20 protein-coding genes and 1 pseudogene are annotated in these 24,092 nt (G+C 34.4%); 15 read left to right on the plus strand and 6 right to left on the minus strand.

The window, feature by feature from the left end; translation table 11 throughout:
* Positions 1–176 precede the first annotated feature (176 nt).
* On the minus strand, positions 177–5,561 hold the full coding sequence (locus AW729_RS04095; RefSeq protein ID WP_112123909.1) for an Ig-like domain-containing protein: 5,385 nt from the start codon (positions 5,559–5,561) through the stop codon (positions 177–179).
* A gap of 597 nt (positions 5,562–6,158) precedes the next feature.
* Here AW729_RS04095 and AW729_RS04100 point away from each other — a divergent pair.
* Positions 6,159–7,118, plus strand: a complete 960-nt coding sequence (locus tag AW729_RS04100) for a glycosyltransferase family 2 protein (RefSeq protein WP_112123910.1) — start codon at positions 6,159–6,161, stop codon at positions 7,116–7,118.
* Positions 7,119–7,200: 82 nt separating this feature from the next.
* On the opposite strand, the pseudogene AW729_RS04105 reads toward AW729_RS04100, so the two are convergent.
* The 3 genes and pseudogenes from AW729_RS04105 to AW729_RS04115 form a co-directional block, all read right to left on the minus strand.
* Positions 7,201–8,414, minus strand: a pseudogene (locus AW729_RS04105) (dicarboxylate/amino acid:cation symporter).
* A gap of 224 nt (positions 8,415–8,638) precedes the next feature.
* Positions 8,639–9,103, minus strand: coding sequence for a hypothetical protein (locus AW729_RS04110; RefSeq protein WP_112123911.1), 465 nt, complete (start codon positions 9,101–9,103; stop codon positions 8,639–8,641).
* 138 nt (positions 9,104–9,241) lie between these two features.
* Positions 9,242–9,757, minus strand: coding sequence for a hypothetical protein (locus AW729_RS04115; protein WP_112123912.1), 516 nt, complete (start codon positions 9,755–9,757; stop codon positions 9,242–9,244).
* A 264-nt stretch (positions 9,758–10,021) separates the two neighbouring features.
* On the opposite strand from AW729_RS04115, the gene AW729_RS04120 reads away from it, so the two are divergent.
* The 12 genes from AW729_RS04120 (at position 10,022) to AW729_RS04175 (ending at position 20,282) form a co-directional block, all read left to right on the plus strand.
* Positions 10,022–10,732: a glycosyltransferase family 2 protein gene (locus tag AW729_RS04120; RefSeq protein ID WP_112123913.1), complete on the plus strand. Its 711-nt coding sequence runs from the start codon at positions 10,022–10,024 to the stop codon at positions 10,730–10,732.
* Positions 10,733–10,741: 9 nt separating this feature from the next.
* Positions 10,742–11,083: a DUF2304 domain-containing protein gene (locus AW729_RS04125; protein ID WP_162685788.1), complete on the plus strand. Its 342-nt coding sequence runs from the start codon at positions 10,742–10,744 to the stop codon at positions 11,081–11,083.
* A 229-nt stretch (positions 11,084–11,312) separates the two neighbouring features.
* Positions 11,313–12,119, plus strand: coding sequence for a nicotianamine synthase family protein (locus AW729_RS04130; protein WP_112123915.1), 807 nt, complete (start codon positions 11,313–11,315; stop codon positions 12,117–12,119).
* 178 nt (positions 12,120–12,297) lie between these two features.
* Positions 12,298–12,663, plus strand: a complete 366-nt coding sequence (locus AW729_RS04135) for a nascent polypeptide-associated complex protein (RefSeq protein WP_112123916.1) — start codon at positions 12,298–12,300, stop codon at positions 12,661–12,663.
* Between the two features lie 219 nt (positions 12,664–12,882).
* Positions 12,883–13,923, plus strand: a complete 1,041-nt coding sequence (locus tag AW729_RS04140) for a Zc3h12a-like ribonuclease (RefSeq protein ID WP_112123917.1) — start codon at positions 12,883–12,885, stop codon at positions 13,921–13,923.
* Positions 13,924–15,138: a hypothetical protein gene (locus AW729_RS04145; RefSeq protein WP_112123918.1), complete on the plus strand. Its 1,215-nt coding sequence runs from the start codon at positions 13,924–13,926 to the stop codon at positions 15,136–15,138.
* Positions 15,139–15,143: 5 nt separating this feature from the next.
* On the plus strand, positions 15,144–15,461 hold the full coding sequence (locus AW729_RS04150; protein ID WP_112123919.1) for a hypothetical protein: 318 nt from the start codon (positions 15,144–15,146) through the stop codon (positions 15,459–15,461).
* A gap of 95 nt (positions 15,462–15,556) precedes the next feature.
* A complete protein-coding gene (gene argJ, locus AW729_RS04155) occupies positions 15,557–16,759 on the plus strand; it encodes a bifunctional ornithine acetyltransferase/N-acetylglutamate synthase (protein WP_204355208.1) in 1,203 nt (400 codons plus the stop codon).
* A gap of 21 nt (positions 16,760–16,780) precedes the next feature.
* The gene (gene argB, locus AW729_RS04160; protein ID WP_204355196.1) at positions 16,781–17,695 is read left to right on the plus strand and encodes an acetylglutamate kinase; all 915 of its coding nucleotides are present in this window, start codon (positions 16,781–16,783) and stop codon (positions 17,693–17,695) included.
* Between the two features lie 52 nt (positions 17,696–17,747).
* Positions 17,748–18,740 carry a ribonuclease HIII gene (locus AW729_RS04165; protein WP_112123922.1) on the plus strand — a complete coding sequence of 331 codons (993 nt, stop codon included), beginning with the start codon at positions 17,748–17,750 and terminating at the stop codon, positions 18,738–18,740.
* A 31-nt stretch (positions 18,741–18,771) separates the two neighbouring features.
* Positions 18,772–19,800: an N-acetyl-gamma-glutamyl-phosphate reductase gene (gene argC, locus AW729_RS04170; RefSeq protein ID WP_112123923.1), complete on the plus strand. Its 1,029-nt coding sequence runs from the start codon at positions 18,772–18,774 to the stop codon at positions 19,798–19,800.
* A gap of 11 nt (positions 19,801–19,811) precedes the next feature.
* Positions 19,812–20,282, plus strand: a complete 471-nt coding sequence (locus AW729_RS04175; protein ID WP_112123924.1) for a flavodoxin — start codon at positions 19,812–19,814, stop codon at positions 20,280–20,282.
* 161 nt (positions 20,283–20,443) lie between these two features.
* Here AW729_RS04175 and AW729_RS04180 read toward each other — a convergent pair whose 3' ends face one another.
* Positions 20,444–20,668: a FeoA family protein gene (locus AW729_RS04180; protein WP_112123925.1), complete on the minus strand. Its 225-nt coding sequence runs from the start codon at positions 20,666–20,668 to the stop codon at positions 20,444–20,446.
* A 273-nt stretch (positions 20,669–20,941) separates the two neighbouring features.
* Between AW729_RS04180 and AW729_RS04185 the strand changes: the two genes are divergently transcribed.
* Together AW729_RS04185 and AW729_RS04190 are read left to right on the plus strand one after the other, a co-directional pair.
* The gene (locus AW729_RS04185) at positions 20,942–21,409 is read left to right on the plus strand and encodes a flavodoxin (RefSeq protein ID WP_112123926.1); all 468 of its coding nucleotides are present in this window, start codon (positions 20,942–20,944) and stop codon (positions 21,407–21,409) included.
* Positions 21,410–21,444: 35 nt separating this feature from the next.
* Positions 21,445–21,933: a flavodoxin gene (locus AW729_RS04190; RefSeq protein WP_112123927.1), complete on the plus strand. Its 489-nt coding sequence runs from the start codon at positions 21,445–21,447 to the stop codon at positions 21,931–21,933.
* Between the two features lie 147 nt (positions 21,934–22,080).
* Here AW729_RS04190 and AW729_RS04195 read toward each other — a convergent pair whose 3' ends face one another.
* Entirely contained in the window at positions 22,081–23,517 is a 1,437-nt protein-coding gene (locus AW729_RS04195) for a Mur ligase family protein (RefSeq protein ID WP_394339563.1), read from the minus strand.
* Positions 23,518–24,092: the final 575 nt, after the last annotated feature.

Consider the following 24,092-nt stretch of genomic DNA (forward strand, 5'->3'; position numbering starts at 1 on the left):
ATAGGCAATATTAATTTAAATTTAATGAAAATACAATAATACTACAAAAAAAGCACTTGATTGAGTTGTCATGACAGTAGAAAATGAACATATTATGGATTAAATAATTAAATATAGATTATGAGCAAAATAATTAAAAAAGGCACCATCAATAAAAAAAAAAGAAGAATGGAGGATTATGTTTTAATTAAAACAGTATTTGCACGGCTTGAAACATACTTACCGTTTTCTCCGGCTATGATAGTCACCTGATGCAATCCTTTGGACAACGTTGCATTAACCTTATAATTAATGGTTCCAGTTGTAGTGTTGAAAGAATAACTCTTACCGTCAACCTTTATAACAACGGAAGTTTCCTTATTGAGTAGCTGATTGTTATCATCAAGAATTTTTGCCTTAATATAACTGGTAGCACTACTTGTAAACATAGGTTCTGCTTCAATGTGTGTGTTTAAGCGGTTCATCGTAAGCTGTGCTGTAAGTTCTACCCTTCCATACTTTTTGGAAGAGTATACTGCAGTCAGGTTGTGTGTTCTTGCGCCTAAGGAATCAGGTATCTTATAGTCAAGTATACCAAGACCTTTGGTTATATTAACAACAACTGCATTACCCTTAGCGTCTTTGAGTGAAACGCCATTTAATTTGAATACAAGCTGACCGCCATTGATATCCGCACCATCCTCCGATAGGTGTGCTATTAACTTAAGCCTATCACCAGGCTTAACGGTACTTGCACCCGTAAGTATACTCATGATATTATTACTTTTTGTATCACCACTCTTGGATGTTGACTTTGTATTTAATGTATTGTTGATGTAATTGGTAGTAATCATAGCAGATGACTTGATAAGTACCGTTTTAACAGTTGCACCCATATATTTACCGTTTTCACCGGAGATGATGGTCATATTGTAATAACCGTTTCCAAGTGTTTGTGTGATTTTGTAGTTTATTGTTCCGGTTGTTGTGTTTAATGTGTAGCTTTTACCGTTTAGTTTTATACTAATCGTTGTTTGTTTGTTTAGTGCATGATTGTTTTGATCTACTATCTGGGCTTTAACTTGTATTGTATTTGTTGTCGTGTATAATGGGTTTACATCGATGTGTGTGATGTATTTGGATATTGTCATTGGAGTTGTTAGTTCCACCCTTCCATAGCTATTAGATGCATATACCGCCGTTAAGTTATGTGTACGAGCACCCAATGTATCGGGAATCTTATATTCCAGTATTGCAAGTCCTTTCTTGATATTTACCACCACTGCATTGCCATTAGCGTCTTTAAGTGATACGCCATTTAATTTGAATACTAGCTGACCTCCATCAATATCCACTCCATTGTCCTTGATGTGAGCGATAAGTTTTACAGTATCCCCCGGTTTTGTATCAAATGATCCCGTTAAGAGTTCCATATCCGCCTTGTATGTTCTGTTTACTGTCAGGTTGCTTCTTGAAGCCTGTTGGGTCATATTTCCAAGGTAATTTGCAGTTATATTTATTGACTTGTCATTTTTGTTTATGGTATAGTTTGTTATGGCTATTCCACTGTTGTTTGTTTTTAGTGTACTTGTTTTACCGTTGATGTTTACTGTTATGTCCTGATTTTTAAGTGCCTTGCCGTTTCCATCCTTTAAGGTTATTGTTATTTTTACGTTATCATTTACTCTTGGCTTGGTATTATTTGTTTTTATTGTTATGCTGCTTTGTAGTACTTTTTGACTGATGAATGTGTTGTTTTTCTTGAAGTTATCCATCTGTGTACTTGGAACCATGTTACTGTAATCGGTATCATAGTATATCACATTACCTGTTGCGGTCGTGTTTTCTGTTATGCTTAATTGTGTGTCACTTCTATCGGTACTGTTTATGAATATGTTTTTGGTGATTTTGTTTTGTTGACCGTCATCATCTACTGCTGATCCGGCATTAGAAGCGTAGTTGTCTATGAAGATATTCTGGGTTATCGTTGCATTGTTTGCATATGTTTTTATTGCTCCACCATAAGGACTTGTGTTATTGACAAAGGTATTGTTTTTGATGAGTGTTTTTTGACCGGCATCATATATTGCTCCTCCATAGAGTTCATTTCTTTCCCACCAGTAATTGCTTGGCTGGAATATGGATGATCCTTGGACTTTGTTGCTGTCAAATAGGTTATTTGTTATTGATACATTTGTTCCGTTATTGTATATGGCTCCTCCATGGAATTCTAAGGCATAGTTTATACTTGAAAATTGTGAAGGTAGAACTGGTGTTACCTGATAATTACGTGTGAAGTTACTGTTTGTTATTATGGTATTGTTTCCTGTATTGTATATTGCAGCATTATAATGGGCTACATCAGCTATTATAATATTGAAAGCAGTTCTCATTTGATCTGCTGAACTCAGTGGAAGACCGGCAAATGATTTGATGATATCATGTTTAAATGTACAGTTATCCACTTTTAATGCTCCGTCAAGGTTTTCTATACTGCATTCACCTGCATCTCCCATGAAGTTAATATTTTTAAATGTTATGTTCTTATTTTCTATGGTAATTTTATCTTTGAATGTTATTGTCTTATTTTCCTGACCCATAATTGTAAATTTATTCGTTCCACTTTTTACAGTCTGGTTATTTATGATGTATTCATCATTATATGTGTCGCTGTTATTTTTAGTTACAAGGTATAATATTTCATTATCTTTTACTATGCTTAAGGCATATGTTAAGTTTGTTGGAGTGTTTATTGTTTTTCCATTACCTTTGGCGTTGCTTGATACGTAAATGTAACCTTGTATAGGTTTTGGTGCTTCTTTTACAGTTATCTTTGTGGTGTTTGTGCTTGCATTGTATATGTTGTTTCCGGAATATTGAATTGTTATTGTCTGATTTCCCTTGGTTGATGGAGTGTATGTTTTTGTTGCAATTCCATTGGCGTTTGTCTTGACTGTGGATTTTGTACCGTTGATATTGAAGATGATGTTTTGATTGTTTAGTTTATTATTGGATGTATCTGTCAGTGCTGCTGTTAGTGTTATGGCATTATATGCATAAGGTGATTTGTTTGATATGTTGAGCGTTAATTTAGTGTTTACTTTTGGCTTTGAGGTTATTTTTACTGTTGCATTACTCATGTTATAGACCGTATTTCCCTTGTATTTGGCTGTTATATTTATTGTAGCTGTTTTGGTTGGAGCATAGTTTTGTGTGACCAGTCCATTGGCATTTGTTTTGAGCGTGTAACTTTTACCGTCTATTGTGAGGGTAATGTTCTCATTTGCCAGTTTATAATTGTTCACATCACTAAGTGTTGCATTTATTGTCACATTGTTTGTTATTATTGGAGTGGTGTTTGATACTTTGAGAGTTACTTTAGTAGCTACCTTTGAGTTTGCACCGGACTTGCTGCGTACAGCAATTTTAACAGACAAACTGCTGGCATTATATGTTGTATTGCCATTGTATTTGGCCGTTATTGTTACTGTACCTATATTTGTTACTTTATGTGATTGTGTGATGGTTCCGTTAGCATTGGTTTTTAGGGTGTAATTTTTACTATCGGTTATGAGCTGGACATTTTGATTTGCCAGTTTTTTATTGTTTTCATCTGTTAATATAGCACTTATGGTTATGGTAGTGTTTACTATAGGTGTGGTGTTTGATACCGATAATGTCAATTTGGTAGCGTATTTTCCTTTGACTGTTATCTTGGTTGAATTAGTGCTAGAGTTATAGGCGGCAGTACCGTTAAATTTAGCGGATATTGTCAATGTTTTAATTGCATTTGTAGTGTATGTTCGGGTTGCTTGACCATTAGCATTGGTTTTAACCGTATATGCTTTACCGTCAATGGCAAATGTTATGTCCTGGTTTGATAGTTTGTTATTGTTTGAATCTGTTAATGTAGCCGTAAATGTCACGTTTTTTCCCAATTCAGGTGTAGCGTTAGATGCTTTGAGTGTCAGTTGGGTATATAACTTGGTATATTGATTATCGGCAATGTTTGTATCTTCACCTTCATCCACAATCATATTATTATCTTTTGATGGATTGTTTATCAATGTGTTATTAGTGATGTTTACTTTATTTGCCTGGTTATATATTGCCCCTGCATTTGTAGCATTGTTATTTGTGAATGTATTTTTGGTTATTGTGATTTTTGATGAATCATAATCCTCATCCCCATAATAACCTATTGCTCCACCATTATTATCTGCAGAGTTATAGTCAAATATATTATTTGAGATTGTGGTTTTATTTCCTATTTCTACAAGTACTGCTCCCCCATCGATATCGGCATGATTGCCTGTTAGGAGGTTATTTGTTATGACAAGTCCGTTGTTATTTGTTTCAACATCATCATAATCCTCTTCAAGGGTTACATAACTTGATATTGCACCACCATAATCGGCCGTGTTGTTTTTGAATGTATTGTTGTTTATTTTAGTATTTCCCAGATAAATTGATGGATCTGATTCTGAAAATACAAGACCGACGTTTTCTATGGCACCACCATATGTTGCGGTATTTTTGATAAAGGTATTTCCGGTAACGTTCAAGTCACCATAATAATTGCATATTGCCCCACCATCGGCTTGAGCACTGTTATTGGTAAATGATGAGTTTGTTACATCAGCATCTCCACAATATAATGATATTGCTCCGCCATTATATCCCGTATTGTTGATGAAGTTACTTTTTGTTACTTTTATATAGCCCTCTTCATTTACAATGGCCCCACCGTTTGTATCGAAATATCCATTGTTTTTAAAGGTACAATTATTAACAGTGATATTTCCACCATAGTTTCCTATAGCACCTCCACCACCACCATCATCGATTAAAGTATTAGAGATAAACGTGGAATTGCTTATTTTTATATCCGCGTAGTAGCTGTGGATAGCTCCCCCATAATATGAAGCAGTGTTGTTTGTAAATGTTGAATCAGTTACATTCAACTGACCATGTACATAAATTGCTCCACCATTATTTTGTGCTATGTTATTTTTGAATGTACTATTTGTTACCGTGATTGATGAGTAATCATCACCAAATATCACAGCTCCTCCTTCATCAGTGCTGAAGTTAGTTAATATTGCGTTTTTTAATATGAATGTATATCCTTCACCAACTTTCATGAATTGATATGTGTTTTTTCCATTAAATGTTGATCCGTTGGCATTGATTGTTAATTTATATGCCCTGCCTGTTTGATTCCATGTCATGGTTTGGGTTGTATCGTAACTTCCTTTTTTTAAGTTAATGGTATACTCATCATAATCGGATGATTTAGCATTATTGACTTTATTAACTAAATCATCATAACTTGATGCGGTTGTTGTATATGTTTGCAAAGGACCTTCCATATTCTTAGTATTCTTAGTATCGGTTTGTATTTTATTATTAGCAATTTTATTGTCCTGAACATCCACGTCATGTGATGTTGTTATGACCCTATCATCCGATTGTGAATCAGGAGTGATTGGATTATCTGATATGTTATCAGCAGCAACAAATGTCACTGATAACATTATAAGTGCGAACAATAATATTAGCTTTAACTTCTTGTTTTTCATAATATCACGATATTCTTTATTTACATAACAAAATCCCAATAAATCATTAATTATTAGTTATTTGGCAATTATATTTTGAAATAACAATAAAATAACCTATAATATGATAATAAAATGATTTAAAAGCTTTTATTATATAAGTAATGTTTTATCATTACAATTATTTATAATTAAATAATAACATTTGAAAGTTATTTGTTGAAAATGAACTTGAAGGAAGAAATGACTAAAAAATCCAGTTATCTTAAGGAGGATGTAAAAAAAGACACATACTGTAAAAAAAATAAAAAAAAGGGATTTCAATTATGAAATTGTATTATGACCAATTTGCCCAACACTCTCATCAGATGTTGATTCACCATAATTATTAATCATGTTTAAAATATTACTACACTTGTTAGTTTGATAAAAATAGTATATATAACAAGAAAAGCTTTTGATAACAAAATAAAACGTTTCAAAGCAAAATATTTAATCAAAAAAGGCGGCATAAGACATGTGGTTTTACTGAGAACTATTTACATACGATAAAAAAATATCTTAATATATTTAATAGAATAGATATTTTAATATATAATAATTGTTCCAGGTCAAATTATGAAAAATGTCAGCATCATAGTTCCATGTTATAATGAGGAAGAATCGGTAAATATTTTTTATGAGAGAATCAAAGAGGTCATAGATAGCCTTTCAAACTCTTACTCCTTCGAAGTTATTTTTGTTAATGATGGTTCAAAGGATGATACATTAACCAATATTAAAACTTTAGCAGACAGTGACCCGATAATCAGGTATATCTCATTCAGCAGAAACTTCGGTAAGGAATCAGCACTGTATGCTGGTTTGGAAAAGTCAACGGGTGATTATGTTGTTGTAATCGATGTTGACCTGCAGGATCCGCCGGAATTAATTGTTGACATGCTTGATATTGTTGAATGTGAGGATTATGATATCGTTGCAACCAGACGAAGCACACGTGAGGGTGAACCGATAATCAGGTCTTTTTTTGCACGGATGTTCTATAGGTTAATTAACAGAATCAGTGACGTTCAACTCGTTGACGGTGCACGTGATTATCGTTTGATGACAAGACAGGTGGTTGATTCCATTCTCAGATTATGTGAATACAATCGTTTCTCCAAGGGATTGTTTAATTGGGTGGGCTTTAATACGAAGTGGCTTGAATTTGAAAATATTCAAAGAACCGCCGGAGAAAGCAGCTGGTCATTCTGGTCATTGTTTAATTATTCGATAGAGGGCATTGTTGCTTTTACCACCGTTCCCTTATCCATTTCAACACTCCTGGGTGTGATATTTTCCATCATATCATTTATCATGATTATAGTGATAGTGTTAAGAAAGATACTCTTTTCAAATCCAGTCGAGGGATGGACTTCAACTGTAAGTATAATACTGCTTCTTGGTGGTATTCAGCTGTTGTCTATCGGTGTACTGGGCAAGTACCTGGAAAAGACTTACATAGAAACCAAAAACAGGCCCATCTATATCATTAAGGAAAGCAACTTGGATGACAACAAGAATCAAAAAATAGAATAAATTTTTTTTAAAAATGAAAAAAGAAGCCCTGTTAAAAGGGCTTTTTTAGCAATCTTTCCCCAATAATTAAACACAACATCTTTTAAATGCTTTTTCCGTTATACTTATCGAGATTTAATGCATTATTTTTAAATGAAACTATGAGTGTGCATATAGCATCTCCAGTGATATTTACTGCAGTTCTGAACATGTCAAGGATATGGTCAATTCCCATTATCATAGCGATTGCATCCGTTGGGAGACCGACCGAGTTAAACACCATATTCAATGTAATAAGTCCTACGGAAGGTACGCCTGCAGTACCGATTGATGCCATTACAGCCGTGAATATAACGGTTAGAAGTGCGGATAATCCCAGATCAATACCATATGCCTGAGCTGCGAACATTATGGCACATCCCTGCATGATTGCGGTACCGTCCATGTTGATTGTAGCTCCCAATGGAATTGTAAATGAGGACATTTCCCTTGAAACACCCATTTCTGATAGTTTTTCCATATTTAATGGTATTGTTGCATTGGATGTTGAAGATGAAAATGCAAAAAACATGACTGAGAAAAATCTCCTGAAAAACTTTATCGGATTTAGTCTCGTGAATATCACCAACAATACAGGATATACTACAAATGCATGAATTATCAGTCCCACTATTACGCAAATGAAATATTTCATCAATGGAAATAATCCATCGAAGCCCAGTCCTGCGATGTCCTGGCCATCAGACAGAAAACACCTATAGGTGCAAATTTCATTACGATACTTGTCATTTCCATCATGACTGTATTTGACTCTGTAAATAACTTATTAAGAGTTTCCGTTTCATCCTTTAATTTGGCCAGTATTAACCCAAAGAGTACTCCGAATATAATTACGGGTAACATGTCCCCATTAGCCAGTGAATTTATTGGATTGTCGGGGATAATGTTTAATATGGTATCGGTCATTGTGACGTTGGTCGTTACGGTTGTATTGGCTGTGATATTCATCATGTTCAGTCCGACACCAGGCTTGATTATCATGGCTATCATCAAGGATATTGTGATTGCCAATGCCGTTGTTATCAGATAGATGAGTATTGTTCTTCCACCGATTTTTCCTATCTTACTTATATCAGAGATTGATGCTGTTCCCACTACTATTGAAAAGAATACCAGCGGTACAACCAACATTTTCATTAACTTAATAAACCCATTACCTCCAAGATAGAATACATTGTTTATTAGAATTATGTCTTTTATGAATGGATTCTTTACATAGAAGTTCAATATTAACCCCAGTATAAAACCGAGAATCATTCCTATTAATATCCAATTGTTAAGGTTTATATTTTTTATCCTATTTAATATTTAAAAGCCCCCTGTTTAATGATTTAAAATATTTAATGAAGTATTTATTATTTTAAAGAGAAATCTATGATAAATTGATGATTTAATAATGATTATCCTAATTATAATATGTGATTAGTAAAATGTGATAATTTTTTAACTATAAAAAAAGTAATACAATAGTCATTCGACTATTATATAAATGGTACGGGATTTATTGTAGTTGTATTTACAAGTGTTTGCATGGCTGTCTTATTGTATTTACCTTTTACGTCCATTTTATATACTTTTTCATTTTTCTCGTAGTAATAAAAGGTATCCACTGAGTTATCGTTTTGTTTTACCGTTACACTTGTTAAGTTCACAGTACCTAGAGGATATGTTTTACTGTCTATTGTGTAGTTTCCCCCGGCTAAATGATACTGTTCAATGAGAGAATCCAACGTGCTTTGTTTATCCAATTCGTATAATGTATATTCCGTCTCGTTATTTGATATTACTGTACCGTTGTCTCTATGTTCTGATGTGAATCCGTCGGGTATGGATACAGATGATGCTCCTATCTTCGCATTATAAGTGGAATTATATGCCAGTACCGCATATATTGTAAACATAACAAGGAGTATTACCACTACAATACCTACTATTTTTCTATCCATATATAAAACGCCTCTTTCATTATTAATAATGTTTATATTTTTTATATTAAATATACTTTTGTATTATGAGAATATCATTCAATGCGGTTAATTTATAGTACAAATATAAAAATAGAAAAAAGCTATGAAAAAATGAGTTTATATGATGGCATGACTAATCAAATCCTCCTTGTTGGATAACAGCTGCACATAACCGTTTTCTGTCTTATATAGGAATGCATATTCCCCGTTTTCTTCCGAAAAAATCCCGTCTTTGTTGGCTATTGTCTTATGAATGCCCTCACTTTCTTCAAGAAGATCCACCTGACTAAGCAGGGAGTCGGATGTCAGAGAGTACCCAACCATATATGTTATATGGTCATCTCCATTATTAAAGACGCAACGTGATCCCCTTATTCCCTCAAGTGATGGATCATCACTGTAGAAATCCAATTGTGTGCTTTTCTTATCCTCCTTGAATCCGTCGGGAATGTTGAACGTCACGTTTTCCAATACAAGTTTGCCATCAGTCATGTTCATATGGCTTGAATCATTGGTAAATTTAAGCTTATCCGACATGACATTTGCAAGGTTTGTTCCATCCACGCTGTAAACTGCCGATAATGATAATGTCAGCATCAGCAATACCAAAATTATTTCCAGTTTATTTTTCATTTTTTTTATCACTAAAAAAGATTGTCATATTACTATATTTAAATGACAGTAAATATATTATTGCATGAAATCAGTTTTTTATGACAAATCTATCTGGTATCCTATTGGTTGAATGGAATACCCAATGTATTAACCTATATCATTTCATTATTGTTCATCCCCGACAATAGTGACATTCATGATAATCATTATTATCTACTTTTTACATAAATAGTATTAAATGAAAATTGAATAAATTAAACAAATTCTAGTTGAGGTCAAAAGATGAACAAAGAAGATATTCCACCAATTACATCGGATATATACATTATTTTATCCAGTTATAACGAAGAAGATACATTGGAAGAAGTTGTTGATGGCCTAGTAGAACGTGGATTTAAGGTTTTGATTATTGACGATGGTTCCAAGGACAATACTCCTGCAATAGCAAAAAACCTTGTTAGAAAATATAATCCTATGGTATTTTACTACAGACATAGGATAAACGTTGGCCTTGGAGGTGCCATAAAAACGGGTATCAAGGCCGCCCTAAAAAGAGGTGCGGATATAATGATAACCTTTGACGCCGACGGCCAGCATAACCCTGATGACTTGTATAACATGTATCCTCCCCTACAGGAGGGCAAGGCAGATATTGTAATAGCCAGCAGGGACTTTAGTGACATGCCTACCGGCCGTAGATTCGGTAATACCGTGATGAACTACATTACATATATATTCCAGGGAAAGATGGTTACCGATTCACAGTCCGGCCTCAGAGCCTTTACAAGTGAAACGGCAAGAAAGTTAGATTTGAAAAGTCCACAGTATGGTATTTCATCGGAGATTATTGGTGAGATTAAGAGGAAGAACTTACGATTTATGGAAGTGCCCATGACTACCATTTATGATGAACGTACAATCCAGAAGGGTACCAACACCACTGTCGGTATAAAGATTGTATTGGAGTTTATCAATGAAACACTTAAAAGGTAGGTGTTGGATGTGTTTACTTATCAGATAATAATTATAATAATCAGTATTTTAGCAATATCCTTTTCGATTAAAAAGTATTATGAAAATAACTTTAGCCTGGCTACCTTTGTGGCATGGATTCTCATATGGATATTGGTCATTGTAATATCGCTATTTCCATCCATAACCACCCATATTGCATCACTGTTCGGATTGGGTAGAGGATTGGATGCATTATATATTGCAGCCATCATCCTATCCTATTATGCCATGTTCAAGTTATACAACAAGATGGACAATCAACGTAAACGTATTGATGAATTGGTTAGTGAAATAGCCATCTACAACAATGAACAAGAAGATGACGATTGAACATAATTATAAATGAGCCTAACCTCCCCCTTTTTTAACATTTTTTGGCAATTATTTATTGAATTTATTAATTAATGTCCCACATTATGCATTTATACAAATTAATCATTTAATGATGGATTTTAAAATAAAATAATAATCATATATATTAAATCCAACATAAGAATAATTAATAAAAAAAGATTAAACATATCAATTTTTTTGAAAAAATATTAAAGAAGTGAAGCAAATGAGTTCTAAAAATTACTGGACAAAAATACGAGAAATAGCCATAGACTTAAACAAGATAGGTAAAGAAAACTTTGATGAAACAAGCCTGGATGAACTTGTCCCGATTCTTGATGAGATAGAAGTTATCGCACACAATGACAATATAGACTATGATTCAGCAAAACTAATCCTATCGGATGAGGGAATGATCAATTCACTGGAAACAATAAGGGACTTCTATATCTACATAGGTGCAAGACTGGAAAGGGAAAACGCATATGAAATCATTGAAGGCGGAGAAAATGCATGGGAAGTGCTTGACACATTCCACTTCTATGAAAGATATGAAGGCCTTCTAAGCAATGAATCAAAACTTGTACCCTTTGATGAAAATACCAAACTTGTGTTTATTGGAAGCGGACCACTGCCTGTTACACTGATAATGTTTAACAAGATGTTCGGATGCAAATGTGTGGGCATAGAAGTTCAGCCGAGCGTGGCAAAACTATCACGCCACATCATCAGAAGACTTGGACTGGATGACGACATTGAAATAGTTATCGGTGATGAAAGATACGTGGGCCATCTTGACTATGACGTTATCATGGTTGCTGCATTTGCAATACCAAAAAGCAAGGTATTCGGTAACCTGTGGGAGATTGTGGATACTGACACGCCAATATTATACAGGACATACTCCGGTATGAGACAGATGCTGTATGAACCTGTAAAGGACGTTGATCTACGTGGATTCCATCAGGAAGGATTGATGTTGCCTACAGGTAACGTTAACAACACGTCAGTACTTGTCAAGAAGATAGTGTAACTTCCAACCTTCTATTTTTTCAACTTCGCATTTAACAAAAGACATTAATAGATTTCCTGAATATAAATAATTGTTAAAAAATATATGTTAACATATACTTATATTTAGGATTAATAATATAAATTAAATATAACTTATGATTATCGATATAACATAATAAATCTAAGGAGGATTAACCATGTTTCCTGGTGGAAAGATAAACGCTAAACAATTAAAACAAATGGAAAAACAAATGAAAAAAATGGGTATGAACATGAAGGAACTTGACGATGTTGAACAAGTTGTCATTACCCTTAAAGATAAGGAAATAGTTATTAAAAATGCTGAAGTAAGCATCATGAAAGCTATGGGACAAGAGACATACCAAATATCCGGTGATGCCGAAGAAAGAATTAAAGGCAGCAATGAAGATACAAGCATTGAAATATCAGATGATGATGTGGAACTTGTTGCAAGTCAAACAGGAGTAAGTGCTGAAAAAGCAAGAGAAGTACTGGAAGAAGTTGGTGGAGACCTAGCTGAAGCTATAATGAAACTTGAATAAACATATTCATCATTTAACCTTCTTTTTTTTATAAAAAAACTATTTTTGTTTTTGATAATTGTCTATTGCTAAAGTTAAACTTATATTTCATTGTGATATTTTTATCGTCAATATTATGATAAACATCAAAGATAAATATAAGGAAATTTATATAGATATATTATATTAATAGAACAGACTAAAGATGAAAAAAAAAAATAATAATATAAAGGTGATCTTTTGAAAGTAATTGTTGATGGGTCAAACGTAGCATATTATGGACAACAACCCAATGAAGAAACAGGAAAAATAACTCCAAGTCTTAAAACTCTAAAAGTGGCTATAAGCACTCTTGAAAAATTAGGACATGAACCAATAGTATTAGCTGATGCACCATTACGACATGAAATTGATGATAAAGATAGCTTTAATGAAATGATTAAAAACGATGAGGTTTTCCCAGTACCTGCCGGAACCATCGCTGATCATTACATATTAAACTTAGCATATGAAAAAGATGCTAAAATATTATCAAATGATTTTTTCAGAGACTATCAGGATGAATTCCAAGATATTCCAAGCAGAAGACTACCATACAGAGTAAAAAACGGTAGATTCCAAATCGGTAAACCAGCACCACCTAAAAAAGTAAAAAATATACTTCAAAAAATCTGTTCTAAATCATTAAACGAATTTGAAAGACGCGGATTTGATGTGTACAAATCCAAGAAAAACAGAAAATTCAGCGGATTAGCCGTTGCTCAGGAAGCAATCAGTAGAGTAAGCAATGAAGAAGACAATGCCATTGACTCCAAGTTAGAGAACGTATTCCTCAAGATACCTATTCTCAACAAGATGGTCGGATTTGTAGATGACGATATGGAGGATTGCGACTTCCTAATATTCGTACTGGTAAATCCTAAAGACTATAAGGAAGCAGTACGTAACGCCGGGACCATTGCCGTAACGGTTAGAAACAAGTTGAACCTAGATCATTCTCCACTTGTAGCTGTGAGAAATGATTTGTTCACAAGACCGGGTACATTTGAATTGAACATAATCTACTCGGATGAAGTACTTGAAGAAAGTCCATATAACTTAAATATCATAATAAATGACTCAGACTACTCATTTATTAAACATAATTCAAGAAATATAGCAAGTACGCTAGCTTCAAGATTAGGAACATGGAAGTTTCCTATAGTATCAGTAAAACCAAGTATGTTAATGGAAAAACCAGGACAGTTTGAAATTTCTATTGAACGTGGAGGTAAGAGATAAATGGCTTTTGACGGAATTACAAAAAGCCTTTTTAGCCGATTATTAAACAAAAAAGTTATCAGTATTGGTACTAAGTATTTTGCAACAAATGATTTGGAAACAGAATATGTGGGCTTGATTAACCTGACAAAGACCATGCTCGTCGAGGTTGAGCCTGCTAAAATCAACAGCCAAAGCATATTTGAAAACCTGGAACGTGAAATTGACCAAAGAGACCTTCCGAAGAACAGGAAGTTTATCGAAATAAAGCCGGCAGATGATTCAATCAATGAATTTGCATTACTTAGTAATATCATAATGGGTAGTGACCGTTATCTATACATAGAACTTTTCATGCCTAATCGCATAATCGAGACATTCGCCAACATCATCATTGAAGCCAATGGAAAGATTATAGAAAGAAGCCATTCGGAGCTTGTAAGCCACATGCCATCTAAGAAAGAGGCAATCAGAATAGCTATCGAATTGATTAAACTGGGTATGAACAACAACTGTAACGTAAGGGCATCCGTTGGTATGACCGGAGCTGCATCCATTGAAAGGGCCATTGAAATGAACAATGAGATAGGCCAGGTATCGGGAGTAGCATTCACCAAGTTAGGTGGAGAATATGGAGTCATATTTGAAGAAAAGCCAACCGACAAGATGATACACCTTGCACCGGCAGAAATTGATAACTTCATGTACATCGATGCTAAGGATTCAACGGGTTTTATTGCAAAGTACGGTAAGGACAAGCTCATTGAAATAATGAACGACATCAATGAGTACATTGCAACCGAAAGTAACGGTAAGATAGAAGGGTATCGTATCGGTGGAGACGACTTGATTATTAACTTCGCCAACAAGGAAATAGCACTCAAGACAGCACTTGATTGTGCATGGTACGCGTTAAACAATAACCTTAACCTGCGTATAGGTATTGGAAAGTCAAGACGTGAAGCTGGTGAAAATGCACACCTGACCGACTCAATTAAAATACATGACGATACGCCCGTTATCGTATTTGACATTGCTAACGGTAAATATGCATATTACATTCCTACACCATTTACCAGAAGTGCTTTGGAGTTTTTAGAAACCAAGAAGTTAACCATGATAGGAGTATTCATATTTGTATTCCTGGCAACACTTATCGGATGGAATACCCAGAACACATGGCTGGGATTTGCCGCTATGATTATAGCAGTGTTGTTTGCATCAATAACTAACTAATATGGGTGATTATCATTAAAGCAGAACTTGAATCAAAATTATTTATATTATTACTGGTCGGTATAGTAGCAATAATGTTTGGTAGTGTTGCATCCATATTTATTCACATTGACAATATATTTGATAACACAAAAGATGGCGTTAGTGACATAGTATCCAATAATAACTCCAACTCCAACTATTACAATTCATCAAGCTATAACTCAAATTACAGCTCAAAAAGTTACAACAGTTCATATAATGACTATGATGATGAAAATGCTACGTTATCCGATAGGATAAAAGAGTATTTGAATAAAATATTGAATAACAACGACAAATAATGGACAAAAATCCATTATATAAAACTTCTTTTTTTAAGTGACCATGATGGATTTTTTTAAACAATAAAAAGACTATTTATTTTAAAGGAGGTACAATCTTCATGAAAGAATTAGATATGGGAATATGTTCCATTGATAGCATTAAAGCCAATGGCTATAGAGAAGGAAAATATGGAGTGACTATACTCTACCATGAAAACTCCACTGCAGCGGCTGTATATACATCCAATCAGGTATATGCGGCACCAATCACAATTACAAAAAAACATATCGCCGACGGAAAAATATCCGCCATTCTTGTAAACAGCGGAAATGCAAACTGTTATACCAAAGAAGAAGGAATCAAGAATGGATTGGAACTGGCAGAACTTGTAGCGGATAAATTGAACATCCCATTGAACGAAATGGCAGTCTGTTCTACCGGAGTTATTGGAAGACAAATGCCACTGAATATACTTAAGCCCGTTGCAATAAAATCGGTTGAAAAGCTTGCAAACTCAAGGGATAATGCTACAAATGCTGCAGAGGCAATTATGACAACCGATACCGTGAGCAAGGAGTGTGCAGTTGAATCAACATTGGCCGACGGTACGCCATTCAGGGTAGCGGGCATATGTAAGGGTTCAGGTATGATAGCACCGAATATGGGTACAATGCTTGGATTTGTTACAACCGATTTGACATTAGATAAGGATACCCTTCAGACGGCCCTTAACAAGGCAGTTAAAAAATCATTCAATATGGTCGTGGTAGATGGTGATGAAAGTACCAACGATACTGTTATCCTAATGGCCACAAATGACATTGAAGCAGAATATGATGAAAACTTCCAGGAAGCACTTGATTATGTATGTATGAGTCTGGCAAAGCAGATAGCCAAAGACGGTGAGGGAGCAGAAAAATTCATGGAAGTTACCTGCAGTGGTGCAAAAACACAGGACGATGCAATCCTTGTCTCAAAAAGTATCACGTCAAGCAGTCTTGTTAAGACTGCACTTAAGGGTGCAGATCCAAACTGGGGCAGAATCATCTCAGCCATGGGATACAGCGGTGTCGAATTTGACCCTGACATCGTGTCAATATCAATATCTTCAAAGACCGATAAGGCCGTGATTGTTGATAAGGGTTATGTGACAACATATGATGATGAAAAAATATTAGAAAAGGCTGAAAACATTATGAAACAAAAGGACGTGTTTATAGATGTCAACTTACATGATGGAGACTGTAGTGCAACCAGTTATGGTTGTGACTTAACATGTGAATACGTCCACATAAACGCTGATTATACAACATAACATTAATAGATGGTGAAACAAATGAAAACAGGAGAAGTAAAGAATAAAGAGGATGAATTAAATATTAGTAACGTTTTGATAGAGGCTTTGCCATATATCAAGAAGTTTCATGACAAGAAGATTATGATTAAGTATGGTGGACATGCAATGATTGATAAAGCTTCCATGAGTTCAACAGCCCGTGACACGGTACTTTTAAAGTATGTTGGTATGCAACCGGTTGTAGTTCATGGTGGTGGCCCGGAAATATCCCGTTCAATGGATAAGATGGGTAAAGAAGCAAAGTTTATCGGAGGATTACGTGTAACCGATCAGGAAACAATGGATATAGTTAAGATGGTATTGGTTGGTAAGATCAATATCGATATTGTGTCACAAATCTGTTTACATGGAGGTAAGGCTATAGGAATGTCCGGTAAGGATAACTTCCTTATTGAAGCATCCAAAAGGGATCCTGCCAAGATTAAACATGAAAACGGTGAAATTCTTGAAGTTGACCTTGGTTATGTAGGTAAGATTAAAAAAATTAATTCAAAACTTATTGAAGATTTAACCGCAAACAACTATGTACCTGTAATAGCACCTTTAGGAAGTGATGGCGAGGGAAATACATTAAATCTAAATGCCGATACTGTTGCAGGTTCCCTAGCATCCGCGATTGATGCCGAAAAGTTAATCGTTTTAACCGATGTTCCTGGTATCATGACAGACCCTGAAGATCCGGACAGTATCATCAGACGTATCCGCGTGGATGAACTTAGGGAATTGATGGATTCCGGAATTATCAAGGGTGGAATGATTCCTAAGGTGGAAACATGTATCAATGCCGTTGAAAATGGAGTTAAAACTGCACATATATTAGATGGCCGATTAAAACATTCAATTCTTCTTGAAATATTTACCAAAGATGGTATTGGAACAATGATCAGAGAATAAGCACCCACTTTACCTCCCCCTATACAATTTTTTTTTAAAAGGTTTAATTAATATGATGAAGTCACTTAAGTTAAATAATGCACAGATGAATCGGTTTATTGGAAAAACCAGTCATCTGCATCATCAAAGTCCACATCAATATGAGAAGATTAGAATCAATGATGATGGAATTATTTTTATACTCTACAACTCAGGTTCACTTGTTTATGAGGACAATACTCAAACGAGGAATTTTATTAACGGCAATCTTAAAGACGTTTTCAAGTATAGTCAGTCAAAAGGACAATCAAACAACAGGTCTCATGATAAAAAGTCAAATGACCATAAATATCAGAAACGTTATCATCACAAAAAAAGATATCCTAAAAAATCTAAAAAACAAGACGATGAAAATACTGAAGAATCCCTTAATAATTCAAATATTTTAATATCAAAGTATGATTATACGATAGGCTCTGATGAAACTGGTAAGGGGGAATGGTTTGGACCTCTTGTTGTATGTGCGGTAGCTACATCAAACAGTGAAAATATTAAGTTAAAGGATGCAGGAGTCAAGGACAGTAAAAAATTAAACAAGAAACAGATAATGGAAGTCTATGAAAATATTATGGAAATGAACATAAAACATGAAGTAATAGCACTAAGACCATTTAGCTACAACAAGCTCTACAACAAATTCAGAGATGAGGGAAAAAATCTAAACCACATGCTGGCATACCTTCATTCCAAGGTGATTAATATGCTGCTTGATGAAATAGACTCGGAGGATACATTGATAATCATTGACAAGTTCGATGCAAAAAAGATGAACGAATACCTCAATACGCAATCCAACATGATTCAGATAGAAAATGGTGAGAGATTCATACCAGTTGCAACAAGTAGTATTATTGCAAAGTATCATTATGAAAAAGTATTAAATGAATTAGAAGAAAGATATAATATTAGATTAAACAAAAAAATCAAGATAAGAAATATCGATAAAAAAATACTTGATAAAGTTGCTAAGACACACTTTAAGAACATAGCAAAACACTTGTATTAACAGATATCTTTAGAAAACAAGGAGTGATTAGATGAGTAAGATAGATGTAGCAATTATAGGAGCCAGCGGTTATACCGGTGGAGAATTGATGAGAATCCTATCAAGACATCCAAAAGTTGAAATTACCACGGTTACCAGCCGTAAGAGTGAAGGGGATGATGTAAGCACACTACATCCACACCTGGAAAACCTGGATTTGCAGTTCACAAATCCTGAAAACAAGGACGTGGATGCTGATGTGGTATTCTGTGCAGTGCCACACGGAGCATCAATGAAGATAGTGCCGGACTTCCTGGATAACGGTTCCAAAGTGGTGGATTTAAGTGGAGATTTCAGATTCCAGGACGTTCCCACATATGAGAAATGGTATGGAATGACCCATCTACACCCTGAACTTGAAGCTGTATTCGGTCTTCCGGAGATAAACCGTGACCTGATTAAAGATGCAAACCTGATAGCAAATCCGGGCTGTTTCCCTACCGGTGCAATTCTTTCCAGTCTTCCTCTTGTTGAAAACCAGTTAGTTGACAGGATTATACTTGACAGTAAAAGTGGTGTAAGCGGTGCGGGTATAAAGGCCACATCAAACAGCCATTTTCCAACATGCAGCGATAACGTAAAACCATATGCAATTGCAAGTCACAGACACACCCCCGAAATAAGGGAACAGCTCAGAAACTTCGGTTCAAAGGATGTTAAAGTATCATTTACCCCTCATTTGGTACCGGTAATACGTGGTATCATAACAACAAACCACAGCATATTGCTCAAGGACAATGTTACGGCTGATGACATCTACTCCTTATACAGCCAGTACTATAAGAACGAACCGTTCGTACAGGTTCTTAAAGACAACAACATTCCTCTTCTTGCAAGCGTAAGAGGTTCCAATTATTGTCAGATTGGTGGTATATCCCTTGATGATGAAGACGAGCTTGTAGTGATATCCGCTATTGATAACCTCGTGAAAGGGGCATCAGGCCAGGCTATTCAAAACATGAACATCATGTGTGGATTTGATGAAACGGAAGGACTTAAGGAATTAGGATTATATCCATAGGAGGACGAACAATGACGGACATAGTTATATATTACTCACGTACAAAAAATACAAAAAAGGTTGCAGAAGTAATTGCAAGAAAATACAATACAGAAATACTTGAAGTTAATGATAAACGGAAAAGAAACGGTATCCTAGGATTTATCACAGGAGGTTATGATTCCTTATTTGAAAAGGATACGAAAATCGAATATGAAAAGCTTGACTTGAAGGATTATGATACAATATTTATCGGAACTCCAGTATGGGCTTCAAAACCTACACCTGCAATTGTACAGTTTATTAAGGAAAATGAGTTCAGCGGTACCAATTGTGTTACCTTTGCTACTATGATGGGTAGTGGTGGAGAAACTACAATCAATGTTTTGAATAATATGATAATAAGCCAAGGTGGAAACGTCAAGGATTCATTTATCTTAGCCGTTAAGAATAATGATATTGAAGAATTGACAAATGAAGCCCTGGATGATCTGGAGTTATAACCACCCTTTTTTTCACTTTTTTAGAAATTATTTATTGATACAGCCCAAATTGGATATTTGTTTTGTATGAAAAAGAGTTTGAAGCTTGTTTTTGTAAAAATAGAATGTTTGTTATTGTCAATTGGAGTTTATGAAAAATTATTAAGAAAAGAAAAAAGCGATTATTCCAGTTCGATTGCCATTGCTTCTTCTTTTCTTAATGCTAATGAGAAACCTTGTATACGTATTGCTACTGGGTATCCTAATGGTGCTCTTCTTTCGAGTTTTATTGTTGTTCCTTTTACTAATCCCATTTCCCTAAGGTGTTTTCCTAGTGATCCGTGGATTCTATATTTTTTTACTCTTCCTATTTCACCTAATTCTAAATCGTCAACTGTTTTTACCATTTTTATTACCTCGATTATAATTTGATAATTACCTATACCCCCATGGGTATACTATATACTATACCCCCTATAGTATATAAAGTTTTCCCAAAATTCCCTTTAGCATAATCAAAAAAGATGGAATAATAATCACCAAAACCCCCATAAAAAGTACAAAATAAGAAAACTACAAAAAATAAATTACACATATTAAAGTTTTTTTGAATAAAATATCAAACAAATATATTTAACATAAAAACAAAAAATGATATTAGAAATTTAATCAATGATAATATGAGAAGCTTAACAATATACTATTCCAAAGGCGGTAACACAAGACTCGTCGCAAATACCCTTAAAAGTGAGATAAAAACCCATAGACTCGAAGTAATAGATTTATGGGAAAATAAAACACTATCAGAACTCCTTTTTCCAACAATAAGAAATTCAGCACAAATAAAACCAGATGGCATAACAGTAGACCCATATTATGAAGTGGTATTTGTAGGTACGCCTGTATACTTCGGATCAGTTACCCCAGCAATAGCACGCTTTATCAAAAAGACCGATTTTCAGAATAAAGACGTTATCCTGTTTAATACATTCAAATACGCAGGATATAAACATTCAATAAGAAGACTGGCCAAGCTTGTTAAAAAAAGTAACGGAAATGTTGTCCATGCATTCGGCATTAAATGTAACGGCACGGATGAGGACATAATAAATTGCACCAAGAAAGCCATCAAAGAATTAAGTATTTAAGCTAGTAAAAAGTAATATTTAATAAGTGATTAAAGATGTCATTACTAATAGTATATTCCTCCGGAAAAAAAATTCAATATATCTCAAACATAATAAATGAAAGGTATGACTCAGACATTGTTGAAGTAAAGGACCTTAATAGAAAAAAAGGATTTTTAAACAATCTTAAAAGTAACTACGCCGCCTTTCGCAATAACACTACAAAGATTTCACCGGAGCATATTGATTTAGAAAAATACAATCTGATATTGCTTGGATGTCCATCCACATTGGGAAATATCTCACCGGCACTAAATACGTTAATAGCAAACTGTGACTTCAGCAATAAAGATGTGATGATATACACAACAACAAACGGAACCAATGCCACCGGCGTGCTAAAACAAATGAAAAAAGCAGTTGATAAAAAGCATGGCAAAGTGGTAAACTCATTTATCATAAGAACAAACAATAAAACAAACCAAGAACTGCTCATCAATACAGTTAAGCTCCTGCCCCAACTAGATATAGACTTATATATCTAACATTTACTATTTTTTTGAACCTAAATATTATTTCTACTCCAAACAGTATTTGAATATATTAAATTATCTTGAAATGAAGTACATGATAAAAAATACTCTTACATCAAAAGCATGAAAAAATAGTTTGAAAAAATAAAAATATGGTGATTATTGGTTGGAATATTCCTCTTTCAACCTTCGTTTTACTTCATCCCATACCAATTGTTCCTCACCACAACCGGATACGAGGATGTAATTATACTTGGAGTGTTTAATTAACTTTATGAGATTGTTTATCCTTTTTTCAAAGTCATATTCCACAGGAATAAATTTACTGTCATATTCATCCTTGATTTGATTATAGTACTCCTGTGCCTTTGTAACAGATACTCTGCCCGGAACAACAATCAAACTAACAGGATTCAATCCCCTGATGGCTACCTTATGGTCCTCGAATACATCATCCTCATATTCATCAGGAGTATTGTAGATGAATTCCACATCACCTTCAGAGTATAAATCCATGAGCAATGCATTTACCTTAAGGGCATCCCCATTATCACCCTGACCGATACCAACCAACTTACCGTCAACTTCAAATATCTCAAATCTGCCAGGAGGAAGAATTGTAAAGTCCAGCTGGTTGAAGTAATCTTCAATCTTTTCATTAACATTCTCCATTTCATTGGTAAATGTTGCATATACCGCTGTAGAACATAATATGTTATACAGATTATGTATTCCAAGCATTGGTACGGTCATAGTCACGTTTATATCCAAATCTTTATCGATAATGTAGTTATATACCCTACCTTCAATAGTTATGAGCCATTTATCATCCTGAGTTTCAAATCGGGTAAGCTTAATATCAGGTTCGGGACGTTTGAATCCACAATCACATGAGTATATCCCTCTTTGATTCATATAATACTTAACATAAGTTAACTGCTTACCGCAATTCGGACATTTCACTACGGGTGATTCAAATATATCCTCAAGAAAGTCAAGTTCAAATCCGTAATAATTAACGTGAACGTCTTTCTCCTTGTTAAGTCCAATATAAGCAGTATTAGGATCATCACAGTTAGTTATTACTACCCCCTTATCCATGGCCTCACTAAGCAATGTCTTTGCCTTGACGTAATCCTCGAATGACTTCTTTACACCCAGTACCTGCGTGTGTTCACGGGAAATGTTGGTATATGTCACGCCTATCGGACTTACCAACCTTTGAACATTATCCGGCTCGCCGTGTTCAATATCACGTATACCATACTCGAATACTCCAAGTTCAGATTTGTTCTCCAATATTCCCGTTGTCAATGCATATATCGTGTTGTTGTCCACACTGGTAGACAGGTTCATGTCCCTATTCAACAGATCTATTGCCATGGTAGTTGTGGTGGTCTTACCGTTTGTTCCGGTTAATAATATTGAACCGATGGCTATCTGTTCATCGGCCAGCTGAGGCAGGTTTTCCCTTCCGGCATATTTGAGAAAGAGATATCCCGGAAAACTTTTTCCACCCGTAGGCAGATAATGCATCGACTTAAGCGTGAGCTGACTAAACTTTTTTACAATTTTATACTTTATATTGCTCATAATAAATAAACTCCCTAAAACGGCTATCGGTAAAAAGGATAAATTAAAATCAATACCCAATTATCCGTTATATTTTGATTTGAAGTTGAGTATATTCTCAAAACGATTAATCCATATGGATTAATATAATGCTATAATATGTTTTATATTAATAGATATTTAAAAGTATTTAGAATTACAAGGACTGTAATGGCTATGATAAAATAAACTGGAAAAGGACAAATAATCACAGAATAAAATATTTAATGAAAAAATTCCGGACTAATAAGAAGGATAACCTGCCAATTCATCGAATAAAACACAACAAATGATTTGAAAAGTCATTATTTGCTATTGTTCAACAAAAGAAGATCGTGATATACTATACAACAACTTATTAACAAACGCAAACACGAATGTATTTGTCAATGGGTATTTCATAAAGCAATAATCACATAAATTTTTATATATATTTATTAACATAACTAGTATTATGATATTCTAATAATTAATCCATTGAAATATTTCTTCTTTAATTATTATAGAATATACAACAACAAAACAATTTTACAATAAATCTAGGAGCGTAACGAGAATTG

Source organism: Methanosphaera sp. BMS, assembly GCF_003268005.1.
Lineage (GTDB): Archaea > Methanobacteriota > Methanobacteria > Methanobacteriales > Methanobacteriaceae > Methanosphaera.

Excerpts from the sequence above, each read along its gene's own strand:
- AW729_RS04095 (WP_112123909.1), bottom strand. The coding sequence starts at position 5,561 with ATGAAAAACAAGAAGTTAAAGCTAATATTATTGTTCGCACTTATAATG.
- AW729_RS04100 (WP_112123910.1), top strand. The coding sequence starts at position 6,159 with ATGAAAAATGTCAGCATCATAGTTCCATGTTATAATGAGGAAGAATCG.
- AW729_RS04110 (WP_112123911.1), bottom strand. The coding sequence starts at position 9,103 with ATGGATAGAAAAATAGTAGGTATTGTAGTGGTAATACTCCTTGTTATG.
- AW729_RS04115 (WP_112123912.1), bottom strand. The coding sequence starts at position 9,757 with ATGAAAAATAAACTGGAAATAATTTTGGTATTGCTGATGCTGACATTA.
- AW729_RS04120 (WP_112123913.1), top strand. The coding sequence starts at position 10,022 with ATGAACAAAGAAGATATTCCACCAATTACATCGGATATATACATTATT.
- AW729_RS04130 (WP_112123915.1), top strand. The coding sequence starts at position 11,313 with ATGAGTTCTAAAAATTACTGGACAAAAATACGAGAAATAGCCATAGAC.
- AW729_RS04135 (WP_112123916.1), top strand. The coding sequence starts at position 12,298 with ATGTTTCCTGGTGGAAAGATAAACGCTAAACAATTAAAACAAATGGAA.
- AW729_RS04145 (WP_112123918.1), top strand. The coding sequence starts at position 13,924 with ATGGCTTTTGACGGAATTACAAAAAGCCTTTTTAGCCGATTATTAAAC.
- argB (WP_204355196.1), top strand. The coding sequence starts at position 16,781 with ATGAAAACAGGAGAAGTAAAGAATAAAGAGGATGAATTAAATATTAGT.
- AW729_RS04165 (WP_112123922.1), top strand. The coding sequence starts at position 17,748 with ATGATGAAGTCACTTAAGTTAAATAATGCACAGATGAATCGGTTTATT.
- argC (WP_112123923.1), top strand. The coding sequence starts at position 18,772 with ATGAGTAAGATAGATGTAGCAATTATAGGAGCCAGCGGTTATACCGGT.
- AW729_RS04175 (WP_112123924.1), top strand. The coding sequence starts at position 19,812 with ATGACGGACATAGTTATATATTACTCACGTACAAAAAATACAAAAAAG.
- AW729_RS04180 (WP_112123925.1), bottom strand. The coding sequence starts at position 20,668 with ATGGTAAAAACAGTTGACGATTTAGAATTAGGTGAAATAGGAAGAGTA.
- AW729_RS04185 (WP_112123926.1), top strand. The coding sequence starts at position 20,942 with ATGAGAAGCTTAACAATATACTATTCCAAAGGCGGTAACACAAGACTC.
- AW729_RS04190 (WP_112123927.1), top strand. The coding sequence starts at position 21,445 with ATGTCATTACTAATAGTATATTCCTCCGGAAAAAAAATTCAATATATC.